This window comes from Phycisphaerales bacterium (assembly GCA_029268515.1).
GTDB lineage: Bacteria > Planctomycetota > Phycisphaerae > Phycisphaerales > SM1A02 > JAQWNP01.
Map to the genome: position 1 here is coordinate 154,657 of JAQWNP010000017.1, position 25,819 is coordinate 180,475.

Sequence of the window (25,819 nt, forward strand, 5' to 3'; positions counted from 1 at the left end):
CGCTGCCGATGTAGGGGCGTCTTCCTATGAGAAGCAAATATAGGACCGCACCTGTTGAACAAAAAGGAATGCCGAAAGGCATTCCTTATATTGTTGGCAATGAATGTGCTGAGCGATTCAGTTACTACGGGATGCAAGGCATTCTGGTCATTTTCATGACCCGATTCCTCACCAATTCCGCGGGACAAGTCGACACGCTTTCCGGTGTTCAAGCACAAGAGGTCTTCCATTACTGGGCTGCTGCTGTATGGGGCATGCCAATATTAGGAGCAATCGTTGCCGACTGGTTGCTCGGTAAGTACATGACGATCATGACGTTCTCGATCGTCTATGTCGCGGGGCATGCATCTCTTGCATTAATGGGGGTGCCTGGCGCTAATCAGGTTGTTGCACCGTTCACGTTCCTAGTGATAGGGCTTATTCTTGTTGCTTTTGGCGCTGGCGGCGTCAAGGCTTGTGTTGGTGCTCATGTGGGTGATCAGTTTGGGCAAATGAACCAACAGCTACTCTCACGTGTTTATAGTTGGTTTTACTTTGCCATTAATCTGGGCTCGGCAGCTTCAGCGATCGTGACACCAATCTTACTTCACAATGCGGGTGTGGATTGGGCGTTTGGTGTTCCCGGTATTTTGATGGCACTGGCAACGCTTATCTTCTGGTTAGGCCGTAAGAAGTATGCCCATATTCCACCAGGTGGATTGGGTTTTGTTAAAGAGGCGGTCAGTGGTGATGGGCTCAAGAGAACGTTGGCTATCTGTCTCATCTTCATGTTTGCCATTCCATTTTGGTCGCTGTATTCCCAGATCGCATCAGCTTGGGTTGTTCAAGCAGAATCCATGGATCGAAAATGGCTTGGAGTCGATTGGTATCCATCTCAAATACAGTTCATTAATCCAGTTCTTATCTTGAGTATGATCCCCATCTTCTACTACGTCATCTATCCAATGGTGAATAAAGTGATTCGCGTCACATCGTTGCGAAAGATTTCGGTTGGTTTGTTTATGATGGCGGCTGCATTCGTCATAAGTGCCTTGATTCAGGGGGCAATCAGTGGCGGACAGGTTGTCTCTGTGACTTCGCAGTCTCAGAATGAGCAATGGTCAGCAGAGAATGTACTCAAGGGCAAAGAGGGTGGCCCCGGTTGGCAGAGCGCCAAACTAGACAAAGCCGACGATGAGCGATCCCAAGATATTGTGATTCGACTTCGGGAATTCCGAAGCTGGGAAGTCGATCGTATCGAGATCAATCCGGCGCCGTATGGAAATGCTGCAGCCTCGCTTGATCTATCAAAAAGCGATTATGCCAAAGAAGTCAACATTCTAGTCGGTGATTCGCCTCAATCAGATGATTGGCGAGAGGTCGCTACCGCAACGCTCAAAGCTGAGGGGACGTTTCAGTCCATTGAATTCAAGCCAACAAAAGCCAGTTACTTGATTGTGAGGGTTGTCTCAAATCATGGAGGAGACGCCGATGTGATTGGTCGCATTCGAGTCATGACCAGTGAGGCGATCCCGTCAGATGAAGCAGCTTCATTGTCGAGTCTGTCGTCCGATGTCGCTTCCATAGGAAGGCAGCCGAGTGTTGCTTGGCAGTTCTTGGCTTATGTCTTTCTGACCATCGCTGAAATTCTAGTATCGATCACAGCATTAGAAGTTGCCTACACGCAAGCACCTCTCAAACTCAAGTCGTTGGTGATGGGCATCTGGTATCTTGCGATCTCATTTGGCAACTTATTTACCGCGCTGGTTAATACATTCATACAGCAAGCAGACGGTACAAGTTTATTGCCGGGAGCAAGTTATTTCTGGTTCTTTGCCATTGTCATGTTGATTGATGCAGTTTGCTTTATCCCAATGCTATTTTTCTATAAGCCAAAGACCTATATGCAAGAGGGCACACCAGTCGATGGTGCGTCAAGCTAGCCGCTTCTAGAATCAATTGATGAGCAGAGAAACTCGGTTAATCTTCAGTCAGTTCTCGGAATGCTGAGATAGAGATAAGCCGTTCATTTGGGGACAAAAGAAGATACGGCGCGGTCTTACTCGATGTGGCCCGAGGAATTTGTAGGCCAGAAATGAGTGAGGCCTCAGCATTACTATCTTTAATAGACTCACGAAGAAGTTGCGTCTTTGTGGCAACAATCAAGGTGTCTGGAGTTGGGCCTCGCACGGCGCCAATGGAGTTTGGTGCAAGCATCATGGGTGAGAATTCTGGCCCCGCAAATGGCGCCCACATCGCCATGCGATAGCGTGAGGGGTGGAAGAACAGAAGTTGCTCACGATTATCCGCCGCCATCACCATGTCAGCGGGTTGGCCAATGAGCATTTGATAAGCCGTTCTCGCTGTCGCATTTTTTGCGAGGGGTAGTACGCGTTTGGATTGACGCGCTGCTGCGGCGGAGGATGCTTCTACGTACACAAGATCGAGCAGGCCACTACGCAGCTTTATGAAGAACAGACCATCGCGGTATCCTGACCAAAATGGCATGAGTAGATCTGCAGATGGTTGGCTCTGGACCCATTGGCTGGCTCCGGTTCGAATGACTAATTCAAAATGTTGAGCGCCTTTTAGACGGCGAGCATAAGCAAGTTGTCCGTTGGGGCCGAATGCTGCTTGTGTATTGATGTGTTCATTGCGAACAAGCCAGCTGATTTTTCCAGAATTCCAATCGACGAGTCCAATCCACCGCGATCCATTGGGCTGAATAGACTCGACTAGAAAACCATCATTATTACTGCCTCGACCTAACAGTAAGGGTTGGTCGAGCGTGAGATGCTGAGCCATGGTTCTATTGATTGGATCGAGTGTCCATATTTTCATACGGGTGGCTGATGATGGGTCAGCATTTGGATCTGCTAAGACCATTGGCCAAGTCGGCGCCACCCCGGATTCGACCGCAAGGAAGCGTCCGTCTGGGCTCACTAAGGGTAATGCAAGCATGTCATAGTCGACCGATCCAAGACGCCAGATCGCAACGGTGGCACCACTGACCGAACTTTGGTTACTCGGCACCGCAGTCATTCCGATCGCTGGTTTTTCGTCTTCGGTTTCGTCGGATTTCGGTGTTGTTTGGCAACCAATCGCCAAAATGAACGCACCGGCGATAACGAGCAAGCTATTTTGAACCGGGGTCATAAATCTTATTATCCATTATTCGCCAGACGAACTCTCTTTTGTAGGTTCTAAGAGATCTTCCCAGTCATCCTGATCAAGCCCGCGTTCAGTTGTTGTTTCGGGCTTTGTTTTTGAACTACTGTCCTGGTCATTAGGAATCACTGGAGGCAGTGGTAGGTCGGGTTCATCTAAATCAATGACGCCTTCTTGTTCGAGATGGCGAAGCTGTCTTTCAGTAATTGGTACCTGCGAATTTTCGTATGGGCTTATCTCACCAAAGCGGGCCTCTTTCATTTGGTCCTTGAAAGCGGCATCAAGTGGACGCGACAGAAGCTCCAGACGCTCGAGGAAAATCTTGTTGTAGTTATCGTAGTTGTCGGATGGAGAATGGACGACGGTGGGCGTTATGAAAGCCAACAACTCCTTGCGCTCTTTGATGTCTTCATTCGAATTGAAGAGCTCGCCAATAAAGGGGATGTCACCAAGCAAGGGTATCTTGCGATTCGTCTCAGATTCCAGCTCTGTAATAATGCCTGAAATGACAACTGTTTGCCGGTTTTCAACAATGACCTGTGAGGTCGTTTGGCGACGGTTGATAATCGAAGCGCCAAATTCCTTTTCCGTGCTGAGATCTGCAAGGGTGAGGTTGATTTCTAGATCAACATCGCCAACGGAAGTAATTCTCGGCCGGACATTGAGCTGAACGCCGACAGAGCGGTACTCATAGCTCTGATTCTGGACGCCAGTTTCCAGTAACTGTGTATCCGTGAGTGTCGGAACATCCTTGCCATCGAAGAAGACCGCTTCTTCGTTGTCAGACGTGAAGATTCGAGGTTCTTGAAGAATTCTAATATCAGTGAGCTCAGCAAGCGCCTGAATGACCACATTCACACTGGTGCCAATATCAAGCGTTGATGTAGAGAAGACGCCGCCCAAGAATTCGGCCATGTTGAATGCGCCAGTGACACCGCCCGCTACTCTATTGTCAGCCAGGGAACTAGAGGCAATGTCGTCATTGCCGATCCTGACGCCCAGCGCAAAATCATCACCGAGTCTTACTTCAACAATTGTTGCAGTAATCATGACCTGCCTTGATGGTTGATCAAAGGCCATAACAAGATCACGAATTGGTTGTTCAAGAGATGCAGGGCAAAGCACCGAGAGGGCATTGCGGCGAATAATAGGCACAATACGCACCTTGCCGATCAATGATGACTCCGGTGATTGATCAGCATTATCCGCGTTCTGACGTCCACCCGACTGCCAAGGGAACGTAATCTCACCACCTTCGGTTGCCTCTCGTCCAGTTCCTGCCTGTTCCAGTTCAGTATCCGCTGGTTGTCCACTGAGTCCTTCATCTGGGCGAGAGAGCCCGCTACCTGAACCTCTTTCAGCCAGTAGCACGTTTAGTTCTTCTGCCAGGCGGACTGCATCTGCATTTTCAAGTTCAATCACAAACGGAAGTCCAGCTGCGGCCGGTTGATCAATCTCTTCAATGATCGAATCAAGAAACGCGAAGCTCTCTTCTGTTTTGCACACAACAAGAAGGGCGTTCTTGTCAGGGAAGGCCTCAAAACGGTAGATGCCGCTCAGGCTCGTGAGTGAGTTCTGGTTGCCTTGTCCGCCGCCACCACCACCACCACCGCCGCCGGAGGATTGGTCAAGTACATTGTTGAGAATATCACGTACCTCTATCGGATCGGCATACTTCAACACGTAAAGTCTCTGGGTGCCCTTGGGGCGAGGTAGATCCCATTGAGTCTTAATGAGTTCGGCAATCTTGGCAACAATCTCAGGTGCTGAAGAAATGGTGACCGTGTTCTGTTGAACGTTCACCGCAACTCGTAGTTCAACATCGAGTCCTGAAACGCTCCGCGCGTTGCCACTATTTGATCTGCTCGTATTGCCCCGACTTGATGAGCCACGATTTGATGAGGAGGATCGGTTTGTGCTTGATTCTTCAAAAAGATCAGCGATGTTCTCGCTCACGCTTTCAGCATCAGCATGCTTGAGTCTGAACGTTCTTATCTCGGTATTGACCCACAGTTGATCAAGTTCATTGATTACTTCTTGCACTTGCTGGCACAAGCCAATATCACCTAATACAACAATTTGATTTGATGTTTCATCAACTGAAATTGTTGCGTATTGGGGCCGGATTTCTTCGAATTGTTCGACAATTGCTTCGGCAGGACTTTGCTTGACAGCAAAGACCTTGAGAACGATTGAGCCGCGGTCCAGTCTACCCATGATTGATTCACTGGCTGGAATGACTGGTATAGAACCGAGTTGTTCATTGATTTTACTGAGCGTGCCAATAATGATGACATCTTCTCGTTCGATGACCGCAACATTCTGTAGCTTGAATGCATTGAATATAAGATCAAGTGCTTCATTGGCGGGCACGGGCTTATCATTCATGATCGTAATTGTCGCATTCTTGAGCGTCGTTTTCTGATCGAGTGGAATAACAATCTTGCCAGTGATTTCCGCGATGAAGGGGAGGGTTTCCTCAACCGTTGCGGCATTGAATGTCAGTGGCACCATGCCCTCTGGTACATCGCGCCGACCGTTCATGCTGCGTGAAGTACGCATATCAACTTGCAGATACTCAGCATCCTTGGGGTCAGAGGAGGGTTCCTGAGCTTCTTCTTTGTCAGCTTCATTTACTGGAGCCTCTGTCGCAGGCTCAGCGTCCGTATTGGTAGCGACATCAGCCGGTGTATCATTTTCCGATGCAGAGGGAGAAGCACTGCTAGGTGGAACAGGCGAAGGTCGCTCGTCATCACCTTGTGCAGAGGCAGCAATCAATGCGGTTAAGAGCAGTGCAATTGGTCTAGATCTCACGTTCCTCTCCTTCGAGGCAGATTGGGTTTTACTCGGCATCAGAGTCACCGGTCTTTTTCTTTGGTTCTGGCTCATCTGAGTTCTGATTCTCCAGAGCTCTTTGGAGAGCCTTACTTGTTTCTTGCGCAGCGCTACTGATCGCATCGGTGGCCTCGGAAAGAGAATCCTCTAGCATTTTTTTGGCTCTCAGGCCGGCCTTACCATCGAATGTTGCATCAGCGTTGGGCTCACCAGTATTGGACTCATCAGCATCTTGTGGTGTTGAGCCGATCGGTCGCATCAAGGGTGATTGTTCAGGGTTGTTGGTGTCCGGGACTTCTATTAACTCTAGGCCAGTGGGCTTTTGACCAGTGGCTACTTTGGACCATGGGCCTTCACTGTCTCTTTCAAAGACAGGTACTTCGTACTCACCCCATTTTGTGGTGCTGTTTCGTTGCCAAGCAACGCGAGCAGCCTTTGATGAGACAAAGCCAATCAAACGCAATTGATCGCTTTCTTGGTTGAGCCGAACTCGGATGGGTCCCTTAGAGCCACCGTCAAACCATGCTTCAAAACCAGCAAGTGCAATGAGATCAGGGCCACCATAGTTAGCAGGGGCTTCGCTTGGCCCCCGAGGTGCGACTGGCTCCACTGGTTCAGCTGCCTTTGGCACGATTGCGGGGCGTTGAGCAACCCGTCTTGGTGTTGGCCATGGTTTTACGTCGCGTTGATTGAAGGCATACCGGCCCTCATAGTTCTCAATGCTAAATTCCCTCAGGGCAACACTCTCTACAACCAAATTGTCAAGGCGTTCTTGTGCTGCTTTCGGGTCCGGGTTTGACCGAGTCATAGCGATAATGACTGGCGATATTGCCCAGACCAGAAAGATCAAACCAACCCCAATACAAGTCAAACTGACAGCAAGAGAAGCCGTTAAAGTTTTGTTCTGGCCAAAGGAGGGTTTATAAGTGGATCTTGATCCATGTTGTCGTGGGTGCGGGGTCATATTAAGTGCCCCTCGATCTGTCGCCTTGGCGCCACGCTTCAACTTCAATAGTGACCTTCAGGACACCGTATGTATTGGTTCGATTGACGACCACTTCACTCACAGAGTCAATGACAGGATGCGTTTCTAAGCCAGCAATAAATTCCGCCAGTTCTGATGCGGGAAGTTCAAGAGTCATCACGCTACGTACAGTCGATATGGGGCGGGTCTTCGCAGATCCTCCAAGTGTCCCGACTTTATATTGTTTGCCGCCAAGTGTGTTTGTTGTTTGCTTTCGAATGCTTAGTTCGGGCGTATTGAGTACTTCATTGATTGCAGATTCAAGTTCGAGTTCTAAATTCCCTCGCGTGCCAGGATACTCGACCTCGCCAATAGAAATGATAGTTGTTCGTAAGCTTGGGCTCAGCGTGCTGTATTGCTGAACCAATGAAACTTTCTGATCAATGGCATCAGCTTTAGCATTGAGTCTGACAGCGATACTGCCAAACGTTTGCGCCCATATCAAATAAGCCACTACGAATGCAAGGCACCATGTTGTCCCCTGCATGGTGGGTGACATGTCTTCGTATTGATCTACAAATTTTCCCCAGTATTGTTTCATGAGCCGCCGGTTTTCTTCTTTTCTTGTAAGTATTTAAAAATGAGACCTTGTTCGTCTTTGAGTCGTTTTTCCAGTTCAGGATCATTTTTGAACGAGCGTCGAGCATTCATCACTTCACGTAGAATCTGTTGGAGTTCATCTTGGCTCATTGATTTGAGCTGCTCTTCAGTCACGACTGGGGGTATCGTGCCGGTGGACCGTGCACTTGTATCGCCCCCTCCGACGCGACTTTCGGCGCCATCGCGGGCGAATGCAGTATTCGTATTGCGTCCGCGATCAAGTCGAGCTGCGATCTCGGTGTCTTCTTGATCGTCCTCGTTGGCAATGGGGGGTTCTGTAGGCGTAGGTTGAGCTGGCGATGCAGAAGTTGTAGCGATCGTTTCATTTTCTTTGTCAGAAGATGGCATGCCAAACTTCCGATGTCGAAGTGTGTTGTCATCAGTCCAATCAGTAGAGTCGCCGGGCTCATACTTTGCGATGGTGTATGGGTTTGCTACTTTGCAACTGATTTCAAAAGTGTAGGTTCCACCAGACCCCTCTGGGTCCTTGCTGATTTTAAAGTCTTTAAAAATATTGCTCTTTACAAGATTGCTGCCAAATTTTTGAATAAGCATATAAGCCGCTGCTTCGCTACCACGTCCAACAGCGACACCTTTGATTTGCAGATCTTTGTTGTGGATGAGTCTGAGAGAGTCAATTTCAACACCGTTTGGTGCATGTCTCACGATGTCACTGGTGAGTTTAGACATTGGCCATGTCTCATTCTTCAGTGTTCGATACATAGACATGGTGTTATTCAAGGGTTGGCTTGCCGCAAGTTGAGCATCGATGTCGCCATAGCGAATGGAAAGGGCGCCAAGGCGTAGACTTGCAAAGAAGATTGGTCCAAAGGCGAGAAGAATAATGCATGCAATGAGGATCATCTTTGCTGTTTTCTTGTGCCCCAATGTCTCACTGAATTCTCGAAGACGCGATCTTTCCGCTATTGGTGGGGTGAAAAAGAGCTCCGTCGCATTGGTCATTGAGCCTGTGTAGGCAAGGAGTGCCCCCAGGCATGTGCCCCAGCGTTGCCACCAAGAAACATCATTTGACGTGTTCTTGATCACATTGCTCAGCTGATTACATTGATCTTCGCTGATGAGTAGTCCATTTATATGGCCATGAACCATGCGTTCTCGAACCCATGCGACCTGTGATTCCGTTGTGTCTAAATCAATACCTTCATGGAGAGCGGTTTCGCCTAGGGCACGTACAACGGCATCAGTCCATAAGGCATCGCCTGTGGCGCCTGGAGCGACATGCTCACGGGTCGCACGAATAGCAAGGCCAGTTTCTGTCTCCATACAGAGCGCGAGGCCGCCTGTGGCTCGATCGAGTCTCAGCAATGGGTGGGCGAGGTTCGTCCGAAGGGCAATCGCGGTAATCGCAACTGCATCTGAGACGTACCTGCATTCAGAATTCAGCTCAGGAAGGTGTTGATGACTCGAATCTTTGCCATCAGGCCATGCAACAATCAACCCTTGATTTGTAGAAGTCTTGTGAGCCGGTTCTAGTAAGGTCACGGCGATTCGATGGGCCGGAATATCTTGTTCAAGGAGCGCTTCTGCTTGCAGGGCGAGTGCCGATTGGAGTTCCAAATTAGAGCCATCGTGTAGGTCGCAGGCCCGGCAGATAATAGTGCCCGATGAGAGTACGCAAACGACTTCTTCAATTTCAGTGCTTCTGAGCAGATTGACGGGATCGCTCGTTTCTTGCGTGGACACGACTTCGAGATTGCCGTCGATAAATGACGTAATCATCAGCAGCCACTGATCTCCATCATGCTGAAGGCAGGCAATTTGGCGATCGCTGACCTCATCGGTATTGCTACCGCGAGAGCCGAATCGCTTCTTGATGTCCTCTATCGATTTGATCATTCTTCGCGGTACTCCAGAATCCGGATGGGGAGGGTAGAACGATCGACAACGGCAATAATTTCAACTTCTAGCCCAGAAAGATCGGATCGGCCAATTGAGCTGATTGTGAACACATTGCTTGAAGTATCGAGATAGAAGGACATCTGTTGGACATCCTCTCGCTCCATATCAGGCCCATCCAGCAGATTCATCATGCTGGTAATTCCCTGAGAGCGGCGTCGCATGCGGATGATCTCATCCACGAGCATTGGATCATCGGGGAACATATCGCTCAGGAGATCCTCTGGGACCGTATTGATGTTTAGTTTTCCATATTGCACCTGATATCGAGGGAACATGGAGCATTCGCTGAGTATTCGTCCAATCTCATCATCAGTGAGCAGCTCGACATCATCACCACTGGAATTGATCGGATTTGTGATGAGGTTTTCGAGTGTGAACCCTTCAGTCTCAGATGAAGCGATCACCTGTTCCGCCTGTTCGATGGAGATATTAATACGCTCAGCGAGATCCTCAGGAAGCGTCTCAGCAAGAACGAGACGAGGTAGCCCTGACTGGGTCGCGCCCCATCCGCGGGAGTAGGGCGTGATGCGCTGGCTCCAGCCTGCATTTAGAATGCCATCCGGCTCATCCTCGGGGAGCGTCATCAAGGCATCATTCTCGCTGGCATCGAGCCGATTATTCAGGTTCCAGTCTTCGCCTCGAAGATCGATTGGATCGATGCCAGCAATCAGTTCTATCTCAGCCATGCTTTGTACAGGCCCGTTGCGAGGGTTATATGGATTGTCGAAACCGTTATACCAGTCTCGCTCAGCGCCAACTAATCCTGTAATTTCGTCGTCTTCGTCAATCCAATCTTCAATTGCTTCAGGCACTCCGACTGGCGGACTATCAAGTAAGAATAAGAGGAACTGACGAGCATTGCCGTTGATGTTGAGCTTGGCATGCTCATCCATCGGGCCGAGGTAGGTCTGGCCATCGATATGATGGCGGATGATCCAGGAGGCATTTTTAGTGGCGCCATCAGCGACCGCATCAAATGCACGTGTCATTGCCCAGGCGTTATTTGGATCGGGTGATTCAGTGAAGTCAGCCATTGCTGAAATTGTTTGTTCAAGGCCAGCGCGAGCAGCCCAACGAGCTTGAATGCGCTGAACAGCTTCTGCCCCCTGAACAGCTTGTCGATAAGCAAAAATTTGCACACTACTGGCGATTAGGACGCCAATAGTCAATGACCAAATGACGATCAGAATAGCGCTACCACGATGTCGCGGTGGTGTTCTTGGATTGCTTTGCACAAATTTGATCGTTCTCAACAGCACTAGTCTCTCTCTTCAATTGAATCAGGGTTGGAGCCGGGCGCTTCCTTGCCGCCCGATGAACCGCTAGGGCGACTGTCAATGGGGTCACTACCACCGCCACTGCCGTCACTACCACCGCTGCCACCACCACTGCCAGTATTGCCGCCACTGCCGCCGCTGCCGCCAGTATTACCGCCACTGCCGCCGCTGCCGCCACTACCGCCGCTGCTTCCATTCTCACCGCCGGCGCTGTTTGATCCGTCACCGCTCGATGAATCGGTACCATTTTCTTCGTTGTCACCCTGCGCGGCATTGATTTGATCGCGCATGTCACTGATTTCCTCGTCTTCCTCTTCCTCTTCTTCTTCTTGAGGTTCGAAGAGATCAGCAGGTGGAATGACTCGATCAAGCGGCACGATTGTGCGCAGTGTAGCGAGAGGACTCTCTAAAACATTGCTTAACTCATCCTCCCCTGTCGCGATCACTGTAATTCGGATGGCATGTGGGATGCCGTCTTCATCACTGTCCCAGTAGTCAACCCAATCTTCGCCGTCATAGGCTTCGAGATTCAAACTGATGACACCGAAAACAAGTGGTGTGAGGACGCCGCCGCCGTATGGGTTTGTATCTGGTACTGGATCTCGTCGTTGCCAGAGTACTGAGCCTTCATCGTCATCTTCGATTCGGTATTGCGTTTCATATTCAGCACCTTCGCCCGCGTAGTCGCTTTGTCGAATGTCTCGCAAGCGTAGATTAAAGAGTAGTAGTTCATCTCGAGCCATCTCTCCAGCAGCAGTTCGCTCAAAATTATCTACTAACAGTAACTGAGTCTGAAAGAGATCATCTCGTCGCAGCACAGAGATGACATCGCGCCGTATCGATTCTAATGCAGCATCTGCTCGAGCAAAGGCATTGGCCCGAAGCCGAACCACTGACTTGGCGTTTGCAAGAGAGCCGAGGCTCGTGCTTATGGTTCCAAGGAGCATGGCTGCAACAAGTCCGGCAACCATGAGCTCAACTAAAGTGAAACCACCACGATGAACGGTTCGTCGCAAGGGTAGCTTCTTTAAGATGGAGCCTTTGTTATGCATCGATTTCGAGATACCTCATATCACGATCAACTGGAAGCATTGGGGCTCTTGGGGTTTCCTCTTCTTCTTCTCCGATGCGGCGGGCAATGCTCGTCGTGACCTCAATAGAGCGTTTTTCTTTTCCAACAGGCCAGCTCACGATCGCCACGACATCATAAGGTTCTTGATCACTGCGGTAGTCAATGTCGAGCTCATATGAGAATCTTTCAAACGGCGATTCAAAATCTCCATTGGTGCCAAGCCGGTACTTGTCGGGGCCTTGTACAACAACCATCGCGAGTAGTTCATCAGCGAGCCATGCTGCGACGAGTTTTTGTTCGCCGCCAGCTTGCGCAATAAGTGATCGTGATCCAATAGTCATCACAACGCCAAGGCCAAGCGCTAGTAAAATTGAACCGAGTACGACCTCAAGAAGGGCGACGCCATGTCGATGAGAATGAGATTGGCGATTGATCACCATTCCTCCCATCTTTGTCCGGTTTCATTAAGGTCAATTGGTAGACGTTTTGACATCCCAGCTTCACTTGTTTCTGTAATGTTGGGAGATATTTCGTGAGCGGCAAGAGAGACCGTATGAATCTGCCCGTTGGGATCCTCTAAACGAATTTCAATGGAGGGCCGTGGCATGTTGGCGCCAATTGGTAGGGGGTATTCAGCGATCTCAGCCATTTCACCGTCAGCTTTCACTGACACTAATCTTGCCACTTGTGGTTCAGGAAAGATGACCGAAGGGAAGTTTGGTTCGATCTCCCAAACAGGAAGAACATCATCAAGATCTTCGTTGCGATTAAGTGAGACAACTCTAAGCGTGCCCTGTTTGCCGCCTTCATCCCAGCGGAGGGCAATTGGATTGCGAGAAAACTGATTGCGTTGCGCAAAGACGATGAGTAAATCAGCAACACTTTCAACGGTATGGTCGAACACTCTTTTGGTGGTCCCCATAACACGGCTGATTGTGAGTGACGCTAAAAGTGCAAGAAGCAGTGATGCGATGAGAATTTCAACCAATGTAAAACCGCGCCGCTTGCGGCGGGTTTGGGCAGAAGTTGTTGGCATTAATCGGATCATTTCGAAATATTTTCTTAGTGGCTTGATTCAATATCTTCTTGATTCTCTTCTCCGCCAGGCTCGCCGCCGTCACCATAAGAGACAACATAGAAAGTGTTGCCGTCGTTGATGACTTCAAAAGGGTTTCGCCAAGGATCTAAGAGATCGTCTTCGCCGAGATAGCCACCACTGACTAGATCGCTCAGTTCAAAGTCATCAGGGAGTCCACCCAATTGCTCATCGAGTATGTACAAACTGACCTGTGTCTTGACCTTCTCGACTTGGGCTTCTGCAATTTTTCGCTGTGATGAGAAAAACCGTCCCATGACGTTAGGTAAAATGAGCGTTGCCATCAGTGCAATAATCATGACCACAATCACAATTTCTAGCAGCGTAAAGCCGCGTCGAATCTGCTGACGCATGTGGTATATCGACCTATTTGGTAGCCGGGTATTCATCTTGATTTCTCCAAGCATTTAGTTGGTCCTTGATATGGACAACGTGGCTAGTCCATAAGTGATTGCAGTTCAATCAGAGGTAAAAGAATCGCAGCCAGAATAAAGCCTGCAATAACAGCCATAAATATCAATAAAACTGGTGGAAGGGCCTTGGCAAACAACTTTAAGGATGCATTGACCTGTCGATCGAATGCATTGGCTGAGTGCAAGAGCATGCGTTCAAGTTGACCAGTGCGTTCGCCAAGATTGATGACCTGAATAAGCATCGGCGGGAAGAGGCCGCATTTTTCTAAAGGTGCTGCAAGTGATTTGCCCGCGGTGACTTCTTCACTCACGTCATCAATTGCCTTCATGAGGGCGGCGTTGCCCAAGGTATCTCGTGTGATATGCATGCCTTCTAAGATGGGTAGGCCGGCAGCAGAGAGCGTTCCAAGTGTGCGTGTAAATCGTGCAACGGCCACATCGCGGGTGAGTTTTCCCATAAGAGGAATTCGAAGTTTGAAAGTGTCAAGGCGAAGACGGTTGGCAGGAATTCGCACCCAACTGATCCAACCGAAAATAAGCAGCCCAATAATAACCAGACAAAGAAACCAATAGCTCTCCACAAATTCAGAGCCACCTAGCACGACTTTTGTGGGCCATGGCAATTCCATGTCGCCAGCAAGGGGCGCAATGACTCGTGGCATGAGCACTGTTGCCAGCACGACGATACTGACCAGAATGAGCACGGCTACGATCAGTGGATAGAAAGTGGCGCCCAGCAGCTCTCGCCGCAATTCTAATGATCGGTCTAGTAGGTCTGCTAGTTGGTGCATGATTTCACTTGCGCGTCCGGACGCGTCGGCTGCACGCAGCATGCCCACAATCATTTGATCAAAGGGGGGGCCGTATTTTTGAGCGGCTTGATGTAGTTGCTCGCCAGCCTCTACGCGCTCAATGAGAAAGTCAAGAATGAAGGGCATCCCTTTGCCAGTCGCTTGCTCTCGAATCGTACGCATCGCTTGCATCAAAGGTAGGCCAGCTTCAAGAGCAGTTGCAAGCTCCCGAATAAAGGTTGCTGTTTCAGCACGAGAGAGGCTGGGTCGAGATGATCGTGCTCGTATGTCACCCGTTGATTCTGTTGCTCGGTTGCTAGAACGGGTTCGGGTTTGCTTCAATGAAAGAGCTGTTTCGCCTCGGCCGGTCAGTACACGGACAGCCTCTGCGCGGCTGTCAGCTTCGAGCACCCCGCTACGTTGGTCTCCAGACGTCGTACGACTTTCATATGCAAAACTGGGCATGTTTGACTTAGATATCCTCGGTGTCCTGGGTTGCTCTCAAGACTTCTTCAACAGTAGTGACACCTTCTATAGCGCGACGTATGCCATCTTCTCGCATTGGCACAAAGTTTTCTCCCAGATGCTTGCGTAGTTCTGCTGTTTGTTTGTTATCAGCGATAGCACGTCGAAGCGTTCCAGAGATGGTGATGACCTCGAAGAAACCGATACGGCCATAGAATCCGGAGTTGCCGCATTCGTCACAGCCGACGGGCTGGTGGGACATGCCATTGAATCTGGAAAGTTCTTCGGGTGTGAGTCGATGTTGAATTTCTTCGGGCATGGGAACTTTAACGGCGCAGTGAAGACATAGCTTTCGCCCGAGTCGTTGCGCTAAGAGTCCCTCGATGACAGAGGCCACCAAGTATGGTTCAGCGCCCATATCTACAAGGCGGCCAATTGAGCTAATTGCATCATTGGTATGGATGGTAGAAAAAATCAGGTGGCCAGTCAGTGCCGAACGAATTGCGATATCTGCGGTTTCTCCATCGCGAATCTCGCCAACGAAGATGACCTCTGGGTCCTGTCGAAGAATGGCTCGGAGGCCTGTCGCAAAGCTTAAGCCTCGTTTGGGGTTCACAGGCATCTGATTGATCCCTGCGAGTTCGTACTCCACAGGGTCTTCAATCGTAATGATTTTCTTTCGAGGATCGTAGAGTTTGGTGAGAGCTGCGTAGAGCGTGGTTGTCTTGCCCGAGCCTGTTGGGCCAGTGACGAGCACAAGTCCATGGGGCTTGGCGATCAAGTGGTCGACCGTGTCCATGAGATCATCGCCCATTCCCAGGGCTCGAAGATCTAGCGATTGCGTGCTTTTATCAAGGATACGCATGACCACTGATTCGCCGTAGAGAGTGGGGACAGTGGACACACGAATGTCTACTTTGCGTCCCTCAAAACGAAGCGTGATATGTCCGTCTTGCGGCACATAGCGTTCCGCAATATTCATGCTGGACATAATCTTAATACGGCCAATGATCGCAGGCTGCAGGTTCTTTGGTGGCGGAGGTTTCTCAACCAGCACGCCGTCTACTCGGTACTTAACTTTGAGCTCATTTTCGAATGGCTCTACATGGACATCTGAAGCGCGTGATTGAACTGCTTCAAGTAGAAGGAGATTGACCAGGTTCACCAGTGTTGGCTGTTCAGCCATTCTGTGTAAGTCATCAGCTTCAATAGCATCCAAATTATGATCGAGCATTGAGTCTCGATCACCATCTTCATCAGCAAGGCTTTCTGCAATACGTGCAGCGGTGGTGCCGTAGTGGGCTCTCATTAACTCAGCAAAATCTTTGTCATCCATGCCTAAGCGGATAATTGGTCGACTGACGAGCGCTGTTAACTCATCAAGTGCAGTGATATCTAATGGATCCAGCATGGCAACACGAAGTCGCCCGTCATCAAGAATGGCTAATGGCACCACACGTAGGCGTACTGCTATGTCAGCGCTGATCAGTGCGATGGCATCAATCGATGGTTCAAGGCTTTCCTCGGTCCAATCGATGCCAAATGTCTCGCAACGCTTACGTAACGAGGCAGTGTCGTTAGAGTTCGCTAGAGGCTCATTTTGAACTGTGTTTGGCAGTTCAGTGGACTCGGTAATGGAATGATTTTCAGCCATTGTCGCCTATGGAAAAATTGTGCAGTGAGAAGTTAAGAGTTGTCTTCGCTGGATTCTGTATTCGTCGAATCTTTTTCACTGTCTGAATCTTCAGACTGAGTTTTAGATTTCTTTTTGTTTTCTACATCATTGCCTGGAGCACCGGTAGCATTAACGCGGCCTCTGGAGTCGACTTCCTCGCCGGTAGATTTGAAATTGTTAGCAGCTGAAGCTTTGTTTCCATTCTGTGCCCCTTTGTCTGGGATTCTCACTGGATTGACGCGGCGTTCTTCACGGGGAATCCAACGCCTTGCACCAGGTAGCTCAGCAAACTGCTCTTCTGACAGGAGGCCTCTGAGCTGCGAAATGTATTGGCGTGAAAGCTCATCTCTGGCTCGGATGGCATTGCGAATGTCATCGAGTCCTTGTCGCGGAATTGGCTCGCCGAGGCGACGCATCATGGCAACCTCGGCCGTGGCTCGAGGTTTTTTGGGCTCGTCTCTTCGTATTGCTTCAAGAAGATCAATGTTTGAAGCCTCTAGTTCAATGCCGTACTGCTGCATGAGAGCGACAATAGATGTAATCACATCTGGATCGAGATCCTCTCTGATGACAGCGTCTTCGAAAATTCGTTCAGCTGGAGTGGATCTAAAGACGCGAGGGTAGCTTTTCTCCATGACTTTATTGAAAAAAGCGTCCGCTTCAGCAGCCGGTAACGCATCTGAAATAAGTTGGGCATACTCATCATTCACTTCCCGCACCTGGACTCGCAGGCGAGAAATTTCATCGATTTCAATGAGGTTCTGTTCAGCGTCTCGTGCAGTTGGATGCATGAGCCGCTTGATATCTTTAGGAGATCCATAAAGCGCTTTCGTGCGCTGCGTCAGCACATCATGAAGTTTGTGACCATATTGATCAACTACGAGATCTGACTGTTCTTGATATTGGCGATCAAGCTGCATGTCGCGGTAGATACGAATGAGATCAGTGCTTTCACCTGAGAAGCGTCCTTCATGAAGGTGCTTTTCGCGGTAAAGCCGTTGTTCGAATTTAGGATAGAGCTCTAGTTGGTAGGGCATGAGAATGACTTGCACGTTTCCAAGAAGCTCTTCGCCGAGTGCATCTCTTTTGACGAGCCATTGGGAGATTGGTACAAGCACAAGATCGAGTAGACGATCTTGGTCATCTTTCATCTCCAAAATTTGTTCTCGCATGCCCTCAATCTGTGCAGACATGCCCTCGAGGCCCAATTCAAATGTATCGTTATAGTCGTCGAAAAGTGTCTCGACGATCATTGCTTGGCTGGGGTCAAGTTGTAAGCCTTCTACGAAAATCTGAACGTCGCGTGTCATGTACTCTGGTCGCATAGCGCGTGCAATGCTGGTGGCTTCTCCGAGCTGCGCATTGGCACTTCCTGGTTGCAATAAGAGTGCTGAAGTGGCGAGCACCAGGCAGGCTGGAAGGGCGCATCGTAGTGATCTGTAGAGGGGGCTAATCTTTCTCATCGTGGTAACTCCTGCCTCTGTTAAGAGGCATATATTGTTGGGCTGACTCGAAGGCAGTATCCCAGTTCTTTTGGCCGTTTGGGCCTCTCCGCACATTCAAATCTGGGTGCTCTGCAGACTCATCAGTGCTCACTCTCCATCACTTCATCCGGGGTTACATGGCCGCCTTCTTGGCCCCCAATTCACGAACAATCCCGGCTGCGGCTGTTGAACGTCTAAAAACAGTTTCTTATGCAAGAGAATCGGCAAATGAGTCGCTTTGGAGTGAGTGGAGAAATCGAATGATCCTGCAGACTTGCCAAAGTATTGATATCGATCCGCTGAGTATTGAAAAAAGGGGTTTTTAGGGGTCAAAAAACGGTATTTAAGAGGTCGTATTGTCTTTGAGACGAGATTGGCCAGCCATTGGTTCGATTTCTACGGTTTACCACCAATATCAGCCATCTCAGCAGCCTTAGATCGACGTCAAAGGGGCTGCAAGATGATAATCAGATGCCCAAAAACACCAATTTTGGCATAGAAAAACGGATCTAGCGATACCGTATCCAGCGGATCATTTCGAATGGGGATGGAGCTTTGCCCTGCATCAGTACGCCAACGCGGAAGACCCTTGCTGCTGCCCAGATCATACAGATCACAGAGAGATAGCCAATGATCAGTGTGGCGATAATCTCCGCTATAGCAATGGGTTCCGCACTTCCTGCGACCCGAAGAATCATCACGAATGGAGTCAGAAAGGGGATGTAGCTTGTCACAACGGCAAGCCATCCGTTGGGCGCCTCGCTGATCGGTGCCCAAAGGATGAGTGGTATCAGAAGAATAATGGTGGCTGGTCCCAGTAGTGCCTGGGCATCACGGAGTTCGGTCACAGCGCTTCCAATCGCCGCCATAAATGAGGCCAAAAGGAAATAGGCCATGATGAAGTAGAGCAAGAACCAAAGCAGCACGATCGGTGGAATGAGGTCAGTCTGAGCCAATGCAGCCAATCCGACAATACAGAGGCCTCCATACATGATCAGCATGACGAAGCTCACTAAAGCTTGTCCGAGTAATTTTCCGCCCATGAGCTCTAAAGGACTCACCGCACTCAGAAGCACCTCCATAACGCGATTGGATTTTTCTTCGATCGTTGAAGTCAATAGGAAGTTGCCACATGTAGCAGTGATGATCCAGAGCATCACCATGAAGATAATCGGTATCAATCTCTTTAAATCTTGGCTCTCTCTGACCTGTCCGCCATCTTCAGCTAAGCGACTCGCTTGGATACGAGGCCGCGACATGAGGTTGACTATCGTTTCGTAGCCATAGCCAGCATTCTCGACACGGGCTTGTACGACTGCATCTTGCAGTGACTTTTCGATGACCGTGGTGTGATTTGGGCTCATGCCAGGTGGTAGCAAGAGTTCAAGTGATGGCTTGTCTTCAAGATCTGGTTGAAAGACTGCTTCAGGAATGATGGCCAAGGCAATAAACTCGCCATCAAGTACTTCCTTTCTCAGTCGATCTATTTCACTTGGGCTAAACGAGACAATCTCTATGTTCGTTGGGATCTTGCCGGAGATCGCCGCCATTTGGGCAGCAGGATTTCCTGCAAGCAATGCCTCCGGTGTGATGTTTGGGGCGTTTATGCTGGGTAGATTGCTTGTTGTACTTTGCTCAGAAAAATCGGAAGAGGCGGGGGTCAGTTCTTCTTGCAGCGGTGCTTCTACCAGCCCGCTTATATCGATGAGTGCCATGCGGCCTTCGAGTGGCAGGGCGCTGGGCTTCAAAAGTAAAACGCTGATTGGTACCAGCGCGATGAGAAACAAAGGCACGATGAGCACGCCAATGATGAATGCTTTTGTAAGTGCAGTGTGCTTGAATTCACGCCACGCAACGATCATTGCTCTGCGGATCATGGTGTATGCTCCACGATCAATCCCGCCTCATTCTGCGTAAAGCCGGCTCGTGCATGAGCAGCCGCCTCTGGGCCTTGATCATTTCTTACTTGCTCGACAAAAATTTCTTCGAGGCTCGGGCGTCTTAATCCAATGGAGTGCATTTGATGTTCTGCAACAAGGCGTTGGAGGACATCGTGGGGATCTACTTGTTTCTCCAAATGTACTTCTACAGAACCATTTTGAGAGACATTGGTATCACGAACGCCTTGAATTGAAGTGAGGTCGGCATTGAGATTTGTGGGGCGAGCTTCAATGGTACGAGGATCAAAACGAGCATTAATCTGATCCAGGGTTCCTTCCAAGAGAGTTGCGCCATGATTAATCAGGATGATTCGATCACAAATCTGTTCAGCCTGATGCAGTACATGTGTAGAAAACAAAATGGTGCGACCTTGCTCGTGAAAATCAGTGATGAGATCTCTCAAGAGCACCATGCTTACCGGATCAAGGCCACTAAATGGTTCATCAAGTATGAGTAAATCTGGTTCGTGCATCACTGCGGCAAGAAACTGTATCTTTTGCTGCATGCCTTTACTCAGCGTTTCGCATCGCTGGTTTGCGACATCAGGTAGTTCGACGCGTTCGAGCCAGTGATTAATAAGACTGGGCAGGCCACTTGCTTTTTCGCCTTTGAGCTTAGCGATATACGTTAAGAATTCTGCGACCTTCATCTTACGATAGAGACCGCGTTCCTCAGGGAGATAGCCGATGCGAAGCTTGGCTGAAAGTGCCGATTCATTGAGCACCTCAATTTGCCCCGCATCTGGGTAAATAATTGACATGATCATCCGAATCGTGGTGCTCTTGCCAGCACCGTTCGGACCTAAAAATCCCATCAGCGAACCCTGCGGAACTTCAAAAGTCAGATCGCTGACAGCTTTGGTTTGCCCGAATCGCTTTGAGACACCGTTGATAGAAATGGCTGCGTTCTGCATGCCGGGGTTTGTTTTCATCTTGTTGATTGAGTCATTCTATGACCCATGAGGTTTTATGAGTGTGTTGGCGCTAGCCATTATGGCTCATTGGATCTTTTCTTGTACTTTTTCGGGCAAAGAGACTTGGCTTGGTTTAACTGTGTTGAGTGATATTCGCAAGAAATCCACGTTGAGGGTGGTTCCATCCTGCTGCACAGTTACCTTTCTGAATAACTTGAGTCCTTGTTCTGTCTTCCAATCGTCGAAAAGGTAGGTGACTGTCGTACTCTCCATCCCATCCGGGTTGTGTTGCATCTGGAGGGCTTTTAAGAGTCCGGTTGAGGTTGAAAAGAAGGCGCTATCTGCATCATTGATTGAGTCTGGATGACTCAGAGAAATGGCATAGCAATCAGTTCCAGCAATGGTCGCGGCACCGGTTGTGGCTGCAATCTGAAAATGGTCTTGAAGGCGGATGGTCAGTGCATGCAAGCATCCATAGGTTTTCAGGTTGTCAACAGTCGTTTTATCCAGGATTTCATAATCACTGCCATCCGTTTGCCAGCCAGTGGTTCCATTTGATCCATAGGTGGTTGAGGCGGTACCTGAGATCTGATGCACCTTTATTTTGTCTGGTGCCATCCACCAGGAATTAATCTTGGCTTCGGTATCAATTTGCCCGGTGACAAGAATGACGGACAAATGTGATTGGGTGTGGATTGATTTAATCGACTCAATCAGCTCCATGCCACCCATTGCCTGAGCTGCTCGGGCAAGAACCTGGCGGGCAGGTGGCATCCCCGGTTCTGTATTGGGCTCCTGAGTCTGTTGCCAGCCAGCGGCGACGATGATTAAAGGCATCACAAGGCAAACCAATCGGATGCTTCTGAAGGGTGCGTATTGGCTTCGGTTTGTTTTCAATAGGACCTCTCGTTGGGAAGCGAGGTGAGATTGGTACCAAGCAAAGTCACTTCCAAAGGTTATCCTAGCACCGTGTTGGGTTGCTGCGGATCTGACTCGGAGGTGATCCTCGTCACCCAGGAACCTACGTTTTTGGGGCCAAAAAGAGGAGGCGGCTCCATCCGTTCATCCGGATAGAAGGTTGAAGGACGTTCTTGTCAGGTCTATCCTCTGCATATGTCGAACAACATCCAGTCTTCTCAGAGTAGCTCCTTACTTCGTCAGCTTGAACAGCGGGTTTTGATTGCTGATGGCGCTATGGGCACAGCTCTTCAAGGGCTCGATCTGCAGATCGAAGAGGATTATCTTGGACGTGAAAACTGCGTTGATGTCTTGGTGCGTAGTCGTCCCGAATTAATTCAGTCGGTACACGAGTCATTTCTTGAAGTTGGTTGCGATCTCATTTCCACCGATTCCTTTGGCGCGAACGTATTGACGCTTAACGAATTCGACAAAGAACTCACTGAATGGTGTTTTGATCTCAATAGAGAAGCCGCGACAATTGCTCGTGCAGCAGCTGATCGCTATAGCACGAATGAAAAACCACGTTTTGTATTGGGCTCGATGGGACCTGGTACCAAGCTCATTAGCCTAGGTCAGGTGTCATGGAATGAAATGGTTGATAGTTACCAGCGGCAAGCCAACGGGCTTATTGCTGGTGGTGTCGACGCATTTTTAATTGAGACTTGCCAGGATCTCTTGCAAACAAAATGTGCCATTAACGCATGTCTTGCTGCGCTTGATGATGTATCTAAGAGTGCTACTGATATACCAATTTTTGTCAGTGTTACCATTGAAGCCACGGGCACCATGCTTCTTGGCACAGAAATTTCAGCAGCAATCTCCGCACTTCGGTCGTTTCCAATTGCGGCATTGGGGCTCAATTGTGCGACAGGCCCCACAGAAATGAGCGAACACCTTTCAGTTCTCTCGAAGCGCTGGGATCGTCATATTTTGGTGATGCCAAATGCAGGGCTTCCAGTATTAGTTGAGGGCAAAACGCAATTCCCATTGCGACCAGAGCCATTTGCTCGTTCCATGCTTCGATTTATTGATGACTATGGCGTGAGCCTTGTTGGTGGCTGCTGCGGCACCACGCCTGACCATTTGAGTGCGTTGGTCGAAGGTGTCGGGAATCGTAGCGCATCGGTACGTGTTCCTGAAGAGAATCGCGCCGGTTGTACGAGTCTTTATCAACATGTGGATTACAAGCAAGAACTGTCTATTCTCACAATTGCCGAGCGTACGAACGCAAATGGTTCTCGTAAGTTCAAGCGACTGCTTGATGAAGAAGATTGGGACGGTCTCGTTTCAATGGCTCGCGAAGAAGTGCGTGGTGGTGGGCAGGCATTAGATGTATGCGTCGACTTTGTTGGTCGTAATGGTGTTGCTGATATGCAAGAAGTCGCGAGCCGGTTTGCCAAACAGATCCAGGCGCCTCTGATGCTCGACTCGACTGATGCTGCAGTGCTTCGCGCGGGACTCGAAAGGTGTGGTGGCAAGTGCATTGTTAATTCGATCAACTTGGAAGATGGAGAAAAGAGATTTGATGATGTTTGCCCGCTCTTGCAAGAGTTTGGAGCAGGTTGTGTGGCTTTGACCATTGATGAAGATCCGCAAGCTGGTATGGCGAAGACCGCTCAAAGAAAACTTGAAATCGCTGAGCGCATGCATGACTTGTATGTCAATAAATGGGGTCTTGATGAGCGTGACCTCATGTTTGATCCGCTCACATTTACGATTGCCACTGGTATGGAAGCGGATCGAAGGCTGGGGCTGGAGACGCTTGAGGGCATCTCCTTAATTGCAAAACGCTTTCCTGAGTGTGGCATTATTCTTGGGCTCTCGAATATCAGTTTTGGTTTACTGCCTGCCGCTCGCCAAGTATTGAACTCGGTTTTTCTTCATGAGGCCGTCGAGCGTGGTTTGACTGCGGCTATTTTGCATGCGAGCAAAATTCGTCCACGAAACCGTATTGATGATGACCACTGGCAAGCGGCGCTCTGGCTGATTCATAATTCTCGCGATGATCGGCGGCCAGAGGGGATGGATGCAAGTTTTGATCCACTGGTGCACTTTATTGGCTTATTCGAAGATGCAGCTGAACAAGTTGACGTTGTTGAAATGGCGACGCTCAGTATTGAGCAGCGTCTGCATATGCACATTGTCAATGGAGAGTTAGAGGCGCTGGCAGAGAACTTAGACGAAGCACTCAAAGAGTATGGTCCGCTTGAGATCATCAACAAGTATTTGCTTGGCGGCATGAAGGAAGTAGGAGAGTTGTTTGGTAGTGGGCAAATGCAACTGCCATTTGTGTTGCAGTCGGCTCAAGTAATGAAAAAAGCAGTTGCCTATCTTGAGCCATATATGGACAAGAGTGACAACCCTGGTCGCGCCACAGTTGTGCTTGCGACTGTTGCGGGTGATGTGCACGATATCGGTAAGAATCTCGTAGACATCATTCTTAGTAATAACGGATACACGGTTGAAAACATTGGTATTAAGCAGCAGCTCTCACAGATTATTGATGCAGCAGAACGCGTTGAGGCGGATGCTGTTGGTATGTCTGGCTTGTTGGTTAAGTCAGTCGGCGTCATGGAAGAAAATCTTAAGGAACTGAATGCTCGATCGTTGACAATGCCTGTGCTTGTCGGAGGCGCCGCGCTGACACGTGGTCATGCAGAAGAGCATCTGAGAAATTTGTATGACGGTTCGCTTTACTATGGTAGGGATGCCTTTGAGGCGTTACGCATTTGTGAGATGTTGGCTGATGGAAAGCTTGCTGGTCTTGATACAGAGATCGATGATCGCGTCGTCAAGCGTAAGGCCGCAAATGAACGAGCGGTATCAATGCGGGAGGCGGATTCAATTCGTCGCGCGGTTGTTGAATCGCCACCAGCATTAGAGGTGCTACCAAGCGAGGCACTTCCTGTTGCGCCGTTCTGGGGCGAACGATTAGTAGAAGGTATTGATCTCGAGCAAATTTATCCCTTCATCAATAAAGTGGCATTGTTTCGCGGGCAATGGGGTTTCCGGAAGGGGGCTCAGAGCCCCGAAGAAGACAAGATGAAGTTGGAAGAAATTGCTGAGCCAACGCTAAAGCGTCTCCAGGATCATTGTCGAGCAGAAAAAATACTCCGCCCACAAGTGGTCTATGGTTTCTTTCCTTGCAATCGTGATGGCGATGATTTAGTGGTCTTCGATCCGGAAAAGCAAGACCTTGAGATTGAGCGTTTTTCATTTCCTCGACAAGAAGCGAGACAGCGCCGTTGTATCAGTGACTTCTTTCTGCCATTGGATTCTGGTCGGCGCGATGTAGTGGGTTTTCATTGTGTCACGATGGGAGCTGAGATTGACAGGCAGGCAAAGCAACTCTTTGAGCGCAATGAATACACCGAGTATCTCTATCTACATGGCCTCGGTGTAGAGGCAACCGAGGCGCTTGCAGAACTTTGGCATAAGCGCATGCGAGCAGAACTTGGCATCGGTGATAGTGATGCGACACAGATTCGGCAGCTGTTTACTCAGAAATATAGAGGTAGTCGATATAGTTTTGGCTATCCCGCTTGTCCTGAGATGTCAGATCAAGAGAAGCTCTTTCGACTCATTCGACCTGAACGTATTGGGTGCGTACTGACCGAGAACTTCCAGATTGACCCTGAGCAGTCTACGAGCGCGATCGTGGTTCATCACCCGGCGGCAAAGTACTTCAATGTATAGGACGGTCTCTTATGGCGATTGATCTTGTGATTGACATACAGCCAGCAACAATGCCACCCACGAAGAACTGTGCATCGCATTGTGGGCCAATTCTCAGAGCGCTGCCAGAATGGTTTGGGATTGAGCCAACCACCAAGGCATACATTGAATCGACTGATCAAATGCCAACCATCTTGGCCTTTGACGGACAGCGAGCGGTTGGTTTCCTGACGCTGAATCGACACTTTCCGCAGTCAGCTGAAATACACGTGGTTGGTGTGCATCCTGATTATCATCGTCAAGGTGTTGGGCGCATGCTCCAGGCTGAGGCAGAGCGTTGGTGTCGGGAGCAGGGGGTACGACTGCTTCAAGTCAAGACCGTCTCTGAAGGACGGGAATGTCCGCACTACAAGAAGACCCGTGCGTTCTATCTGTCAATGGGATTTGTGCCGCTTGAGGTATTCCCGACCTTATGGGACGAAGCATGTCCTTGTCTACAGCTTGTTAAACCACTGCTATGACAGCGGGCTT

The 25,819-nt window shown here is 49.5% G+C and carries 19 protein-coding genes; 3 read left to right on the top strand and 16 right to left on the bottom strand.

Annotated features, from left to right (window positions below; all coding sequences use genetic code 11):
- Positions 1–26: 26 nt before the first annotated feature.
- Positions 27–1,922: a hypothetical protein gene (locus P8J86_12340; protein MDG2055481.1), complete on the top strand. Its 1,896-nt coding sequence runs from the start codon at positions 27–29 to the stop codon at positions 1,920–1,922.
- Between the two features lie 37 nt (positions 1,923–1,959).
- Here the strand turns inward: P8J86_12340 and P8J86_12345 are convergent, their stop codons facing one another.
- From P8J86_12345 to P8J86_12420, 16 genes are all read right to left on the bottom strand, one after another.
- The gene (locus P8J86_12345) at positions 1,960–3,135 is read right to left on the bottom strand and encodes a hypothetical protein (GenBank protein ID MDG2055482.1); all 1,176 of its coding nucleotides are present in this window, start codon (positions 3,133–3,135) and stop codon (positions 1,960–1,962) included.
- Positions 3,136–3,150: 15 nt separating this feature from the next.
- Positions 3,151–5,961 carry a secretin N-terminal domain-containing protein gene (locus P8J86_12350; protein ID MDG2055483.1) on the bottom strand — a complete coding sequence of 937 codons (2,811 nt, stop codon included), beginning with the start codon at positions 5,959–5,961 and terminating at the stop codon, positions 3,151–3,153.
- A 28-nt stretch (positions 5,962–5,989) separates the two neighbouring features.
- Positions 5,990–6,946, bottom strand: a complete 957-nt coding sequence (locus P8J86_12355) for a hypothetical protein (protein MDG2055484.1) — start codon at positions 6,944–6,946, stop codon at positions 5,990–5,992.
- A gap of 1 nt (position 6,947) precedes the next feature.
- Complete coding sequence (locus P8J86_12360) at positions 6,948–7,547, bottom strand: hypothetical protein (GenBank protein ID MDG2055485.1); 600 nt, start codon at positions 7,545–7,547, stop codon at positions 6,948–6,950.
- Positions 7,544–9,463, bottom strand: a complete 1,920-nt coding sequence (locus P8J86_12365; protein ID MDG2055486.1) for a hypothetical protein — start codon at positions 9,461–9,463, stop codon at positions 7,544–7,546. Before P8J86_12365 ends, P8J86_12360 begins: the two co-directional genes overlap by 4 nt.
- On the bottom strand, positions 9,460–10,779 hold the full coding sequence (locus P8J86_12370; protein ID MDG2055487.1) for a type II secretion system protein GspK: 1,320 nt from the start codon (positions 10,777–10,779) through the stop codon (positions 9,460–9,462). Before P8J86_12370 ends, P8J86_12365 begins: the two co-directional genes overlap by 4 nt.
- A gap of 5 nt (positions 10,780–10,784) precedes the next feature.
- Positions 10,785–11,855 carry a hypothetical protein gene (locus P8J86_12375; protein ID MDG2055488.1) on the bottom strand — a complete coding sequence of 357 codons (1,071 nt, stop codon included), beginning with the start codon at positions 11,853–11,855 and terminating at the stop codon, positions 10,785–10,787.
- Positions 11,848–12,315, bottom strand: coding sequence for a hypothetical protein (locus P8J86_12380; GenBank protein MDG2055489.1), 468 nt, complete (start codon positions 12,313–12,315; stop codon positions 11,848–11,850). The genes P8J86_12375 and P8J86_12380 overlap by 8 nt, the downstream gene beginning before the upstream one ends.
- Complete coding sequence (locus P8J86_12385; GenBank protein ID MDG2055490.1) at positions 12,309–12,911, bottom strand: prepilin-type N-terminal cleavage/methylation domain-containing protein; 603 nt, start codon at positions 12,909–12,911, stop codon at positions 12,309–12,311. Before P8J86_12385 ends, P8J86_12380 begins: the two co-directional genes overlap by 7 nt.
- Before the next feature lie 26 nt (positions 12,912–12,937).
- Positions 12,938–13,360, bottom strand: a complete 423-nt coding sequence (locus P8J86_12390; protein MDG2055491.1) for a type II secretion system protein GspG — start codon at positions 13,358–13,360, stop codon at positions 12,938–12,940.
- A 47-nt stretch (positions 13,361–13,407) separates the two neighbouring features.
- Positions 13,408–14,640: a type II secretion system F family protein gene (locus P8J86_12395; protein MDG2055492.1), complete on the bottom strand. Its 1,233-nt coding sequence runs from the start codon at positions 14,638–14,640 to the stop codon at positions 13,408–13,410.
- A gap of 7 nt (positions 14,641–14,647) precedes the next feature.
- A complete protein-coding gene (locus P8J86_12400; protein ID MDG2055493.1) occupies positions 14,648–16,294 on the bottom strand; it encodes a GspE/PulE family protein in 1,647 nt (548 codons plus the stop codon).
- Between the two features lie 32 nt (positions 16,295–16,326).
- Complete coding sequence (locus tag P8J86_12405) at positions 16,327–17,778, bottom strand: hypothetical protein (GenBank protein MDG2055494.1); 1,452 nt, start codon at positions 17,776–17,778, stop codon at positions 16,327–16,329.
- Positions 17,779–18,308: 530 nt separating this feature from the next.
- On the bottom strand, positions 18,309–19,676 hold the full coding sequence (locus P8J86_12410; protein ID MDG2055495.1) for an ABC transporter permease: 1,368 nt from the start codon (positions 19,674–19,676) through the stop codon (positions 18,309–18,311).
- A complete protein-coding gene (locus P8J86_12415; protein ID MDG2055496.1) occupies positions 19,673–20,671 on the bottom strand; it encodes an ATP-binding cassette domain-containing protein in 999 nt (332 codons plus the stop codon). The genes P8J86_12410 and P8J86_12415 overlap by 4 nt, the downstream gene beginning before the upstream one ends.
- Positions 20,672–20,737: 66 nt before the next feature.
- On the bottom strand, positions 20,738–21,490 hold the full coding sequence (locus P8J86_12420; GenBank protein MDG2055497.1) for a hypothetical protein: 753 nt from the start codon (positions 21,488–21,490) through the stop codon (positions 20,738–20,740).
- A 276-nt stretch (positions 21,491–21,766) separates the two neighbouring features.
- On the opposite strand from P8J86_12420, the gene metH reads away from it, so the two are divergent.
- Both metH and P8J86_12430 read left to right on the top strand, forming a co-directional pair.
- Positions 21,767–25,309 (top strand): methionine synthase, encoded by a 3,543-nt coding sequence (gene metH / locus P8J86_12425; GenBank protein ID MDG2055498.1) that lies wholly within the window; start codon positions 21,767–21,769, stop codon positions 25,307–25,309.
- A gap of 11 nt (positions 25,310–25,320) precedes the next feature.
- On the top strand, positions 25,321–25,809 hold the full coding sequence (locus P8J86_12430) for a GNAT family N-acetyltransferase (protein ID MDG2055499.1): 489 nt from the start codon (positions 25,321–25,323) through the stop codon (positions 25,807–25,809).
- Positions 25,810–25,819 lie beyond the last annotated feature (10 nt).

Excerpts from the sequence above, each read along its gene's own strand:
- P8J86_12340 (MDG2055481.1), top strand. The coding sequence starts at position 27 with ATGAGAAGCAAATATAGGACCGCACCTGTTGAACAAAAAGGAATGCCG.
- P8J86_12345 (MDG2055482.1), bottom strand. The coding sequence starts at position 3,135 with ATGACCCCGGTTCAAAATAGCTTGCTCGTTATCGCCGGTGCGTTCATT.
- P8J86_12355 (MDG2055484.1), bottom strand. The coding sequence starts at position 6,946 with ATGACCCCGCACCCACGACAACATGGATCAAGATCCACTTATAAACCC.
- P8J86_12360 (MDG2055485.1), bottom strand. The coding sequence starts at position 7,547 with ATGAAACAATACTGGGGAAAATTTGTAGATCAATACGAAGACATGTCA.
- P8J86_12365 (MDG2055486.1), bottom strand. The coding sequence starts at position 9,463 with ATGATCAAATCGATAGAGGACATCAAGAAGCGATTCGGCTCTCGCGGT.
- P8J86_12375 (MDG2055488.1), bottom strand. The coding sequence starts at position 11,855 with ATGCATAACAAAGGCTCCATCTTAAAGAAGCTACCCTTGCGACGAACC.
- P8J86_12380 (MDG2055489.1), bottom strand. The coding sequence starts at position 12,315 with ATGGTGATCAATCGCCAATCTCATTCTCATCGACATGGCGTCGCCCTT.
- P8J86_12385 (MDG2055490.1), bottom strand. The coding sequence starts at position 12,911 with ATGCCAACAACTTCTGCCCAAACCCGCCGCAAGCGGCGCGGTTTTACA.
- P8J86_12390 (MDG2055491.1), bottom strand. The coding sequence starts at position 13,360 with ATGAATACCCGGCTACCAAATAGGTCGATATACCACATGCGTCAGCAG.
- P8J86_12395 (MDG2055492.1), bottom strand. The coding sequence starts at position 14,640 with ATGCCCAGTTTTGCATATGAAAGTCGTACGACGTCTGGAGACCAACGT.
- P8J86_12400 (MDG2055493.1), bottom strand. The coding sequence starts at position 16,294 with ATGGCTGAAAATCATTCCATTACCGAGTCCACTGAACTGCCAAACACA.
- P8J86_12405 (MDG2055494.1), bottom strand. The coding sequence starts at position 17,778 with ATGAGAAAGATTAGCCCCCTCTACAGATCACTACGATGCGCCCTTCCA.
- P8J86_12410 (MDG2055495.1), bottom strand. The coding sequence starts at position 19,676 with ATGATCCGCAGAGCAATGATCGTTGCGTGGCGTGAATTCAAGCACACT.
- P8J86_12415 (MDG2055496.1), bottom strand. The coding sequence starts at position 20,671 with ATGAAAACAAACCCCGGCATGCAGAACGCAGCCATTTCTATCAACGGT.
- P8J86_12420 (MDG2055497.1), bottom strand. The coding sequence starts at position 21,490 with ATGCCTTTAATCATCGTCGCCGCTGGCTGGCAACAGACTCAGGAGCCC.
- metH (MDG2055498.1), top strand. The coding sequence starts at position 21,767 with ATGTCGAACAACATCCAGTCTTCTCAGAGTAGCTCCTTACTTCGTCAG.
- P8J86_12430 (MDG2055499.1), top strand. The coding sequence starts at position 25,321 with ATGGCGATTGATCTTGTGATTGACATACAGCCAGCAACAATGCCACCC.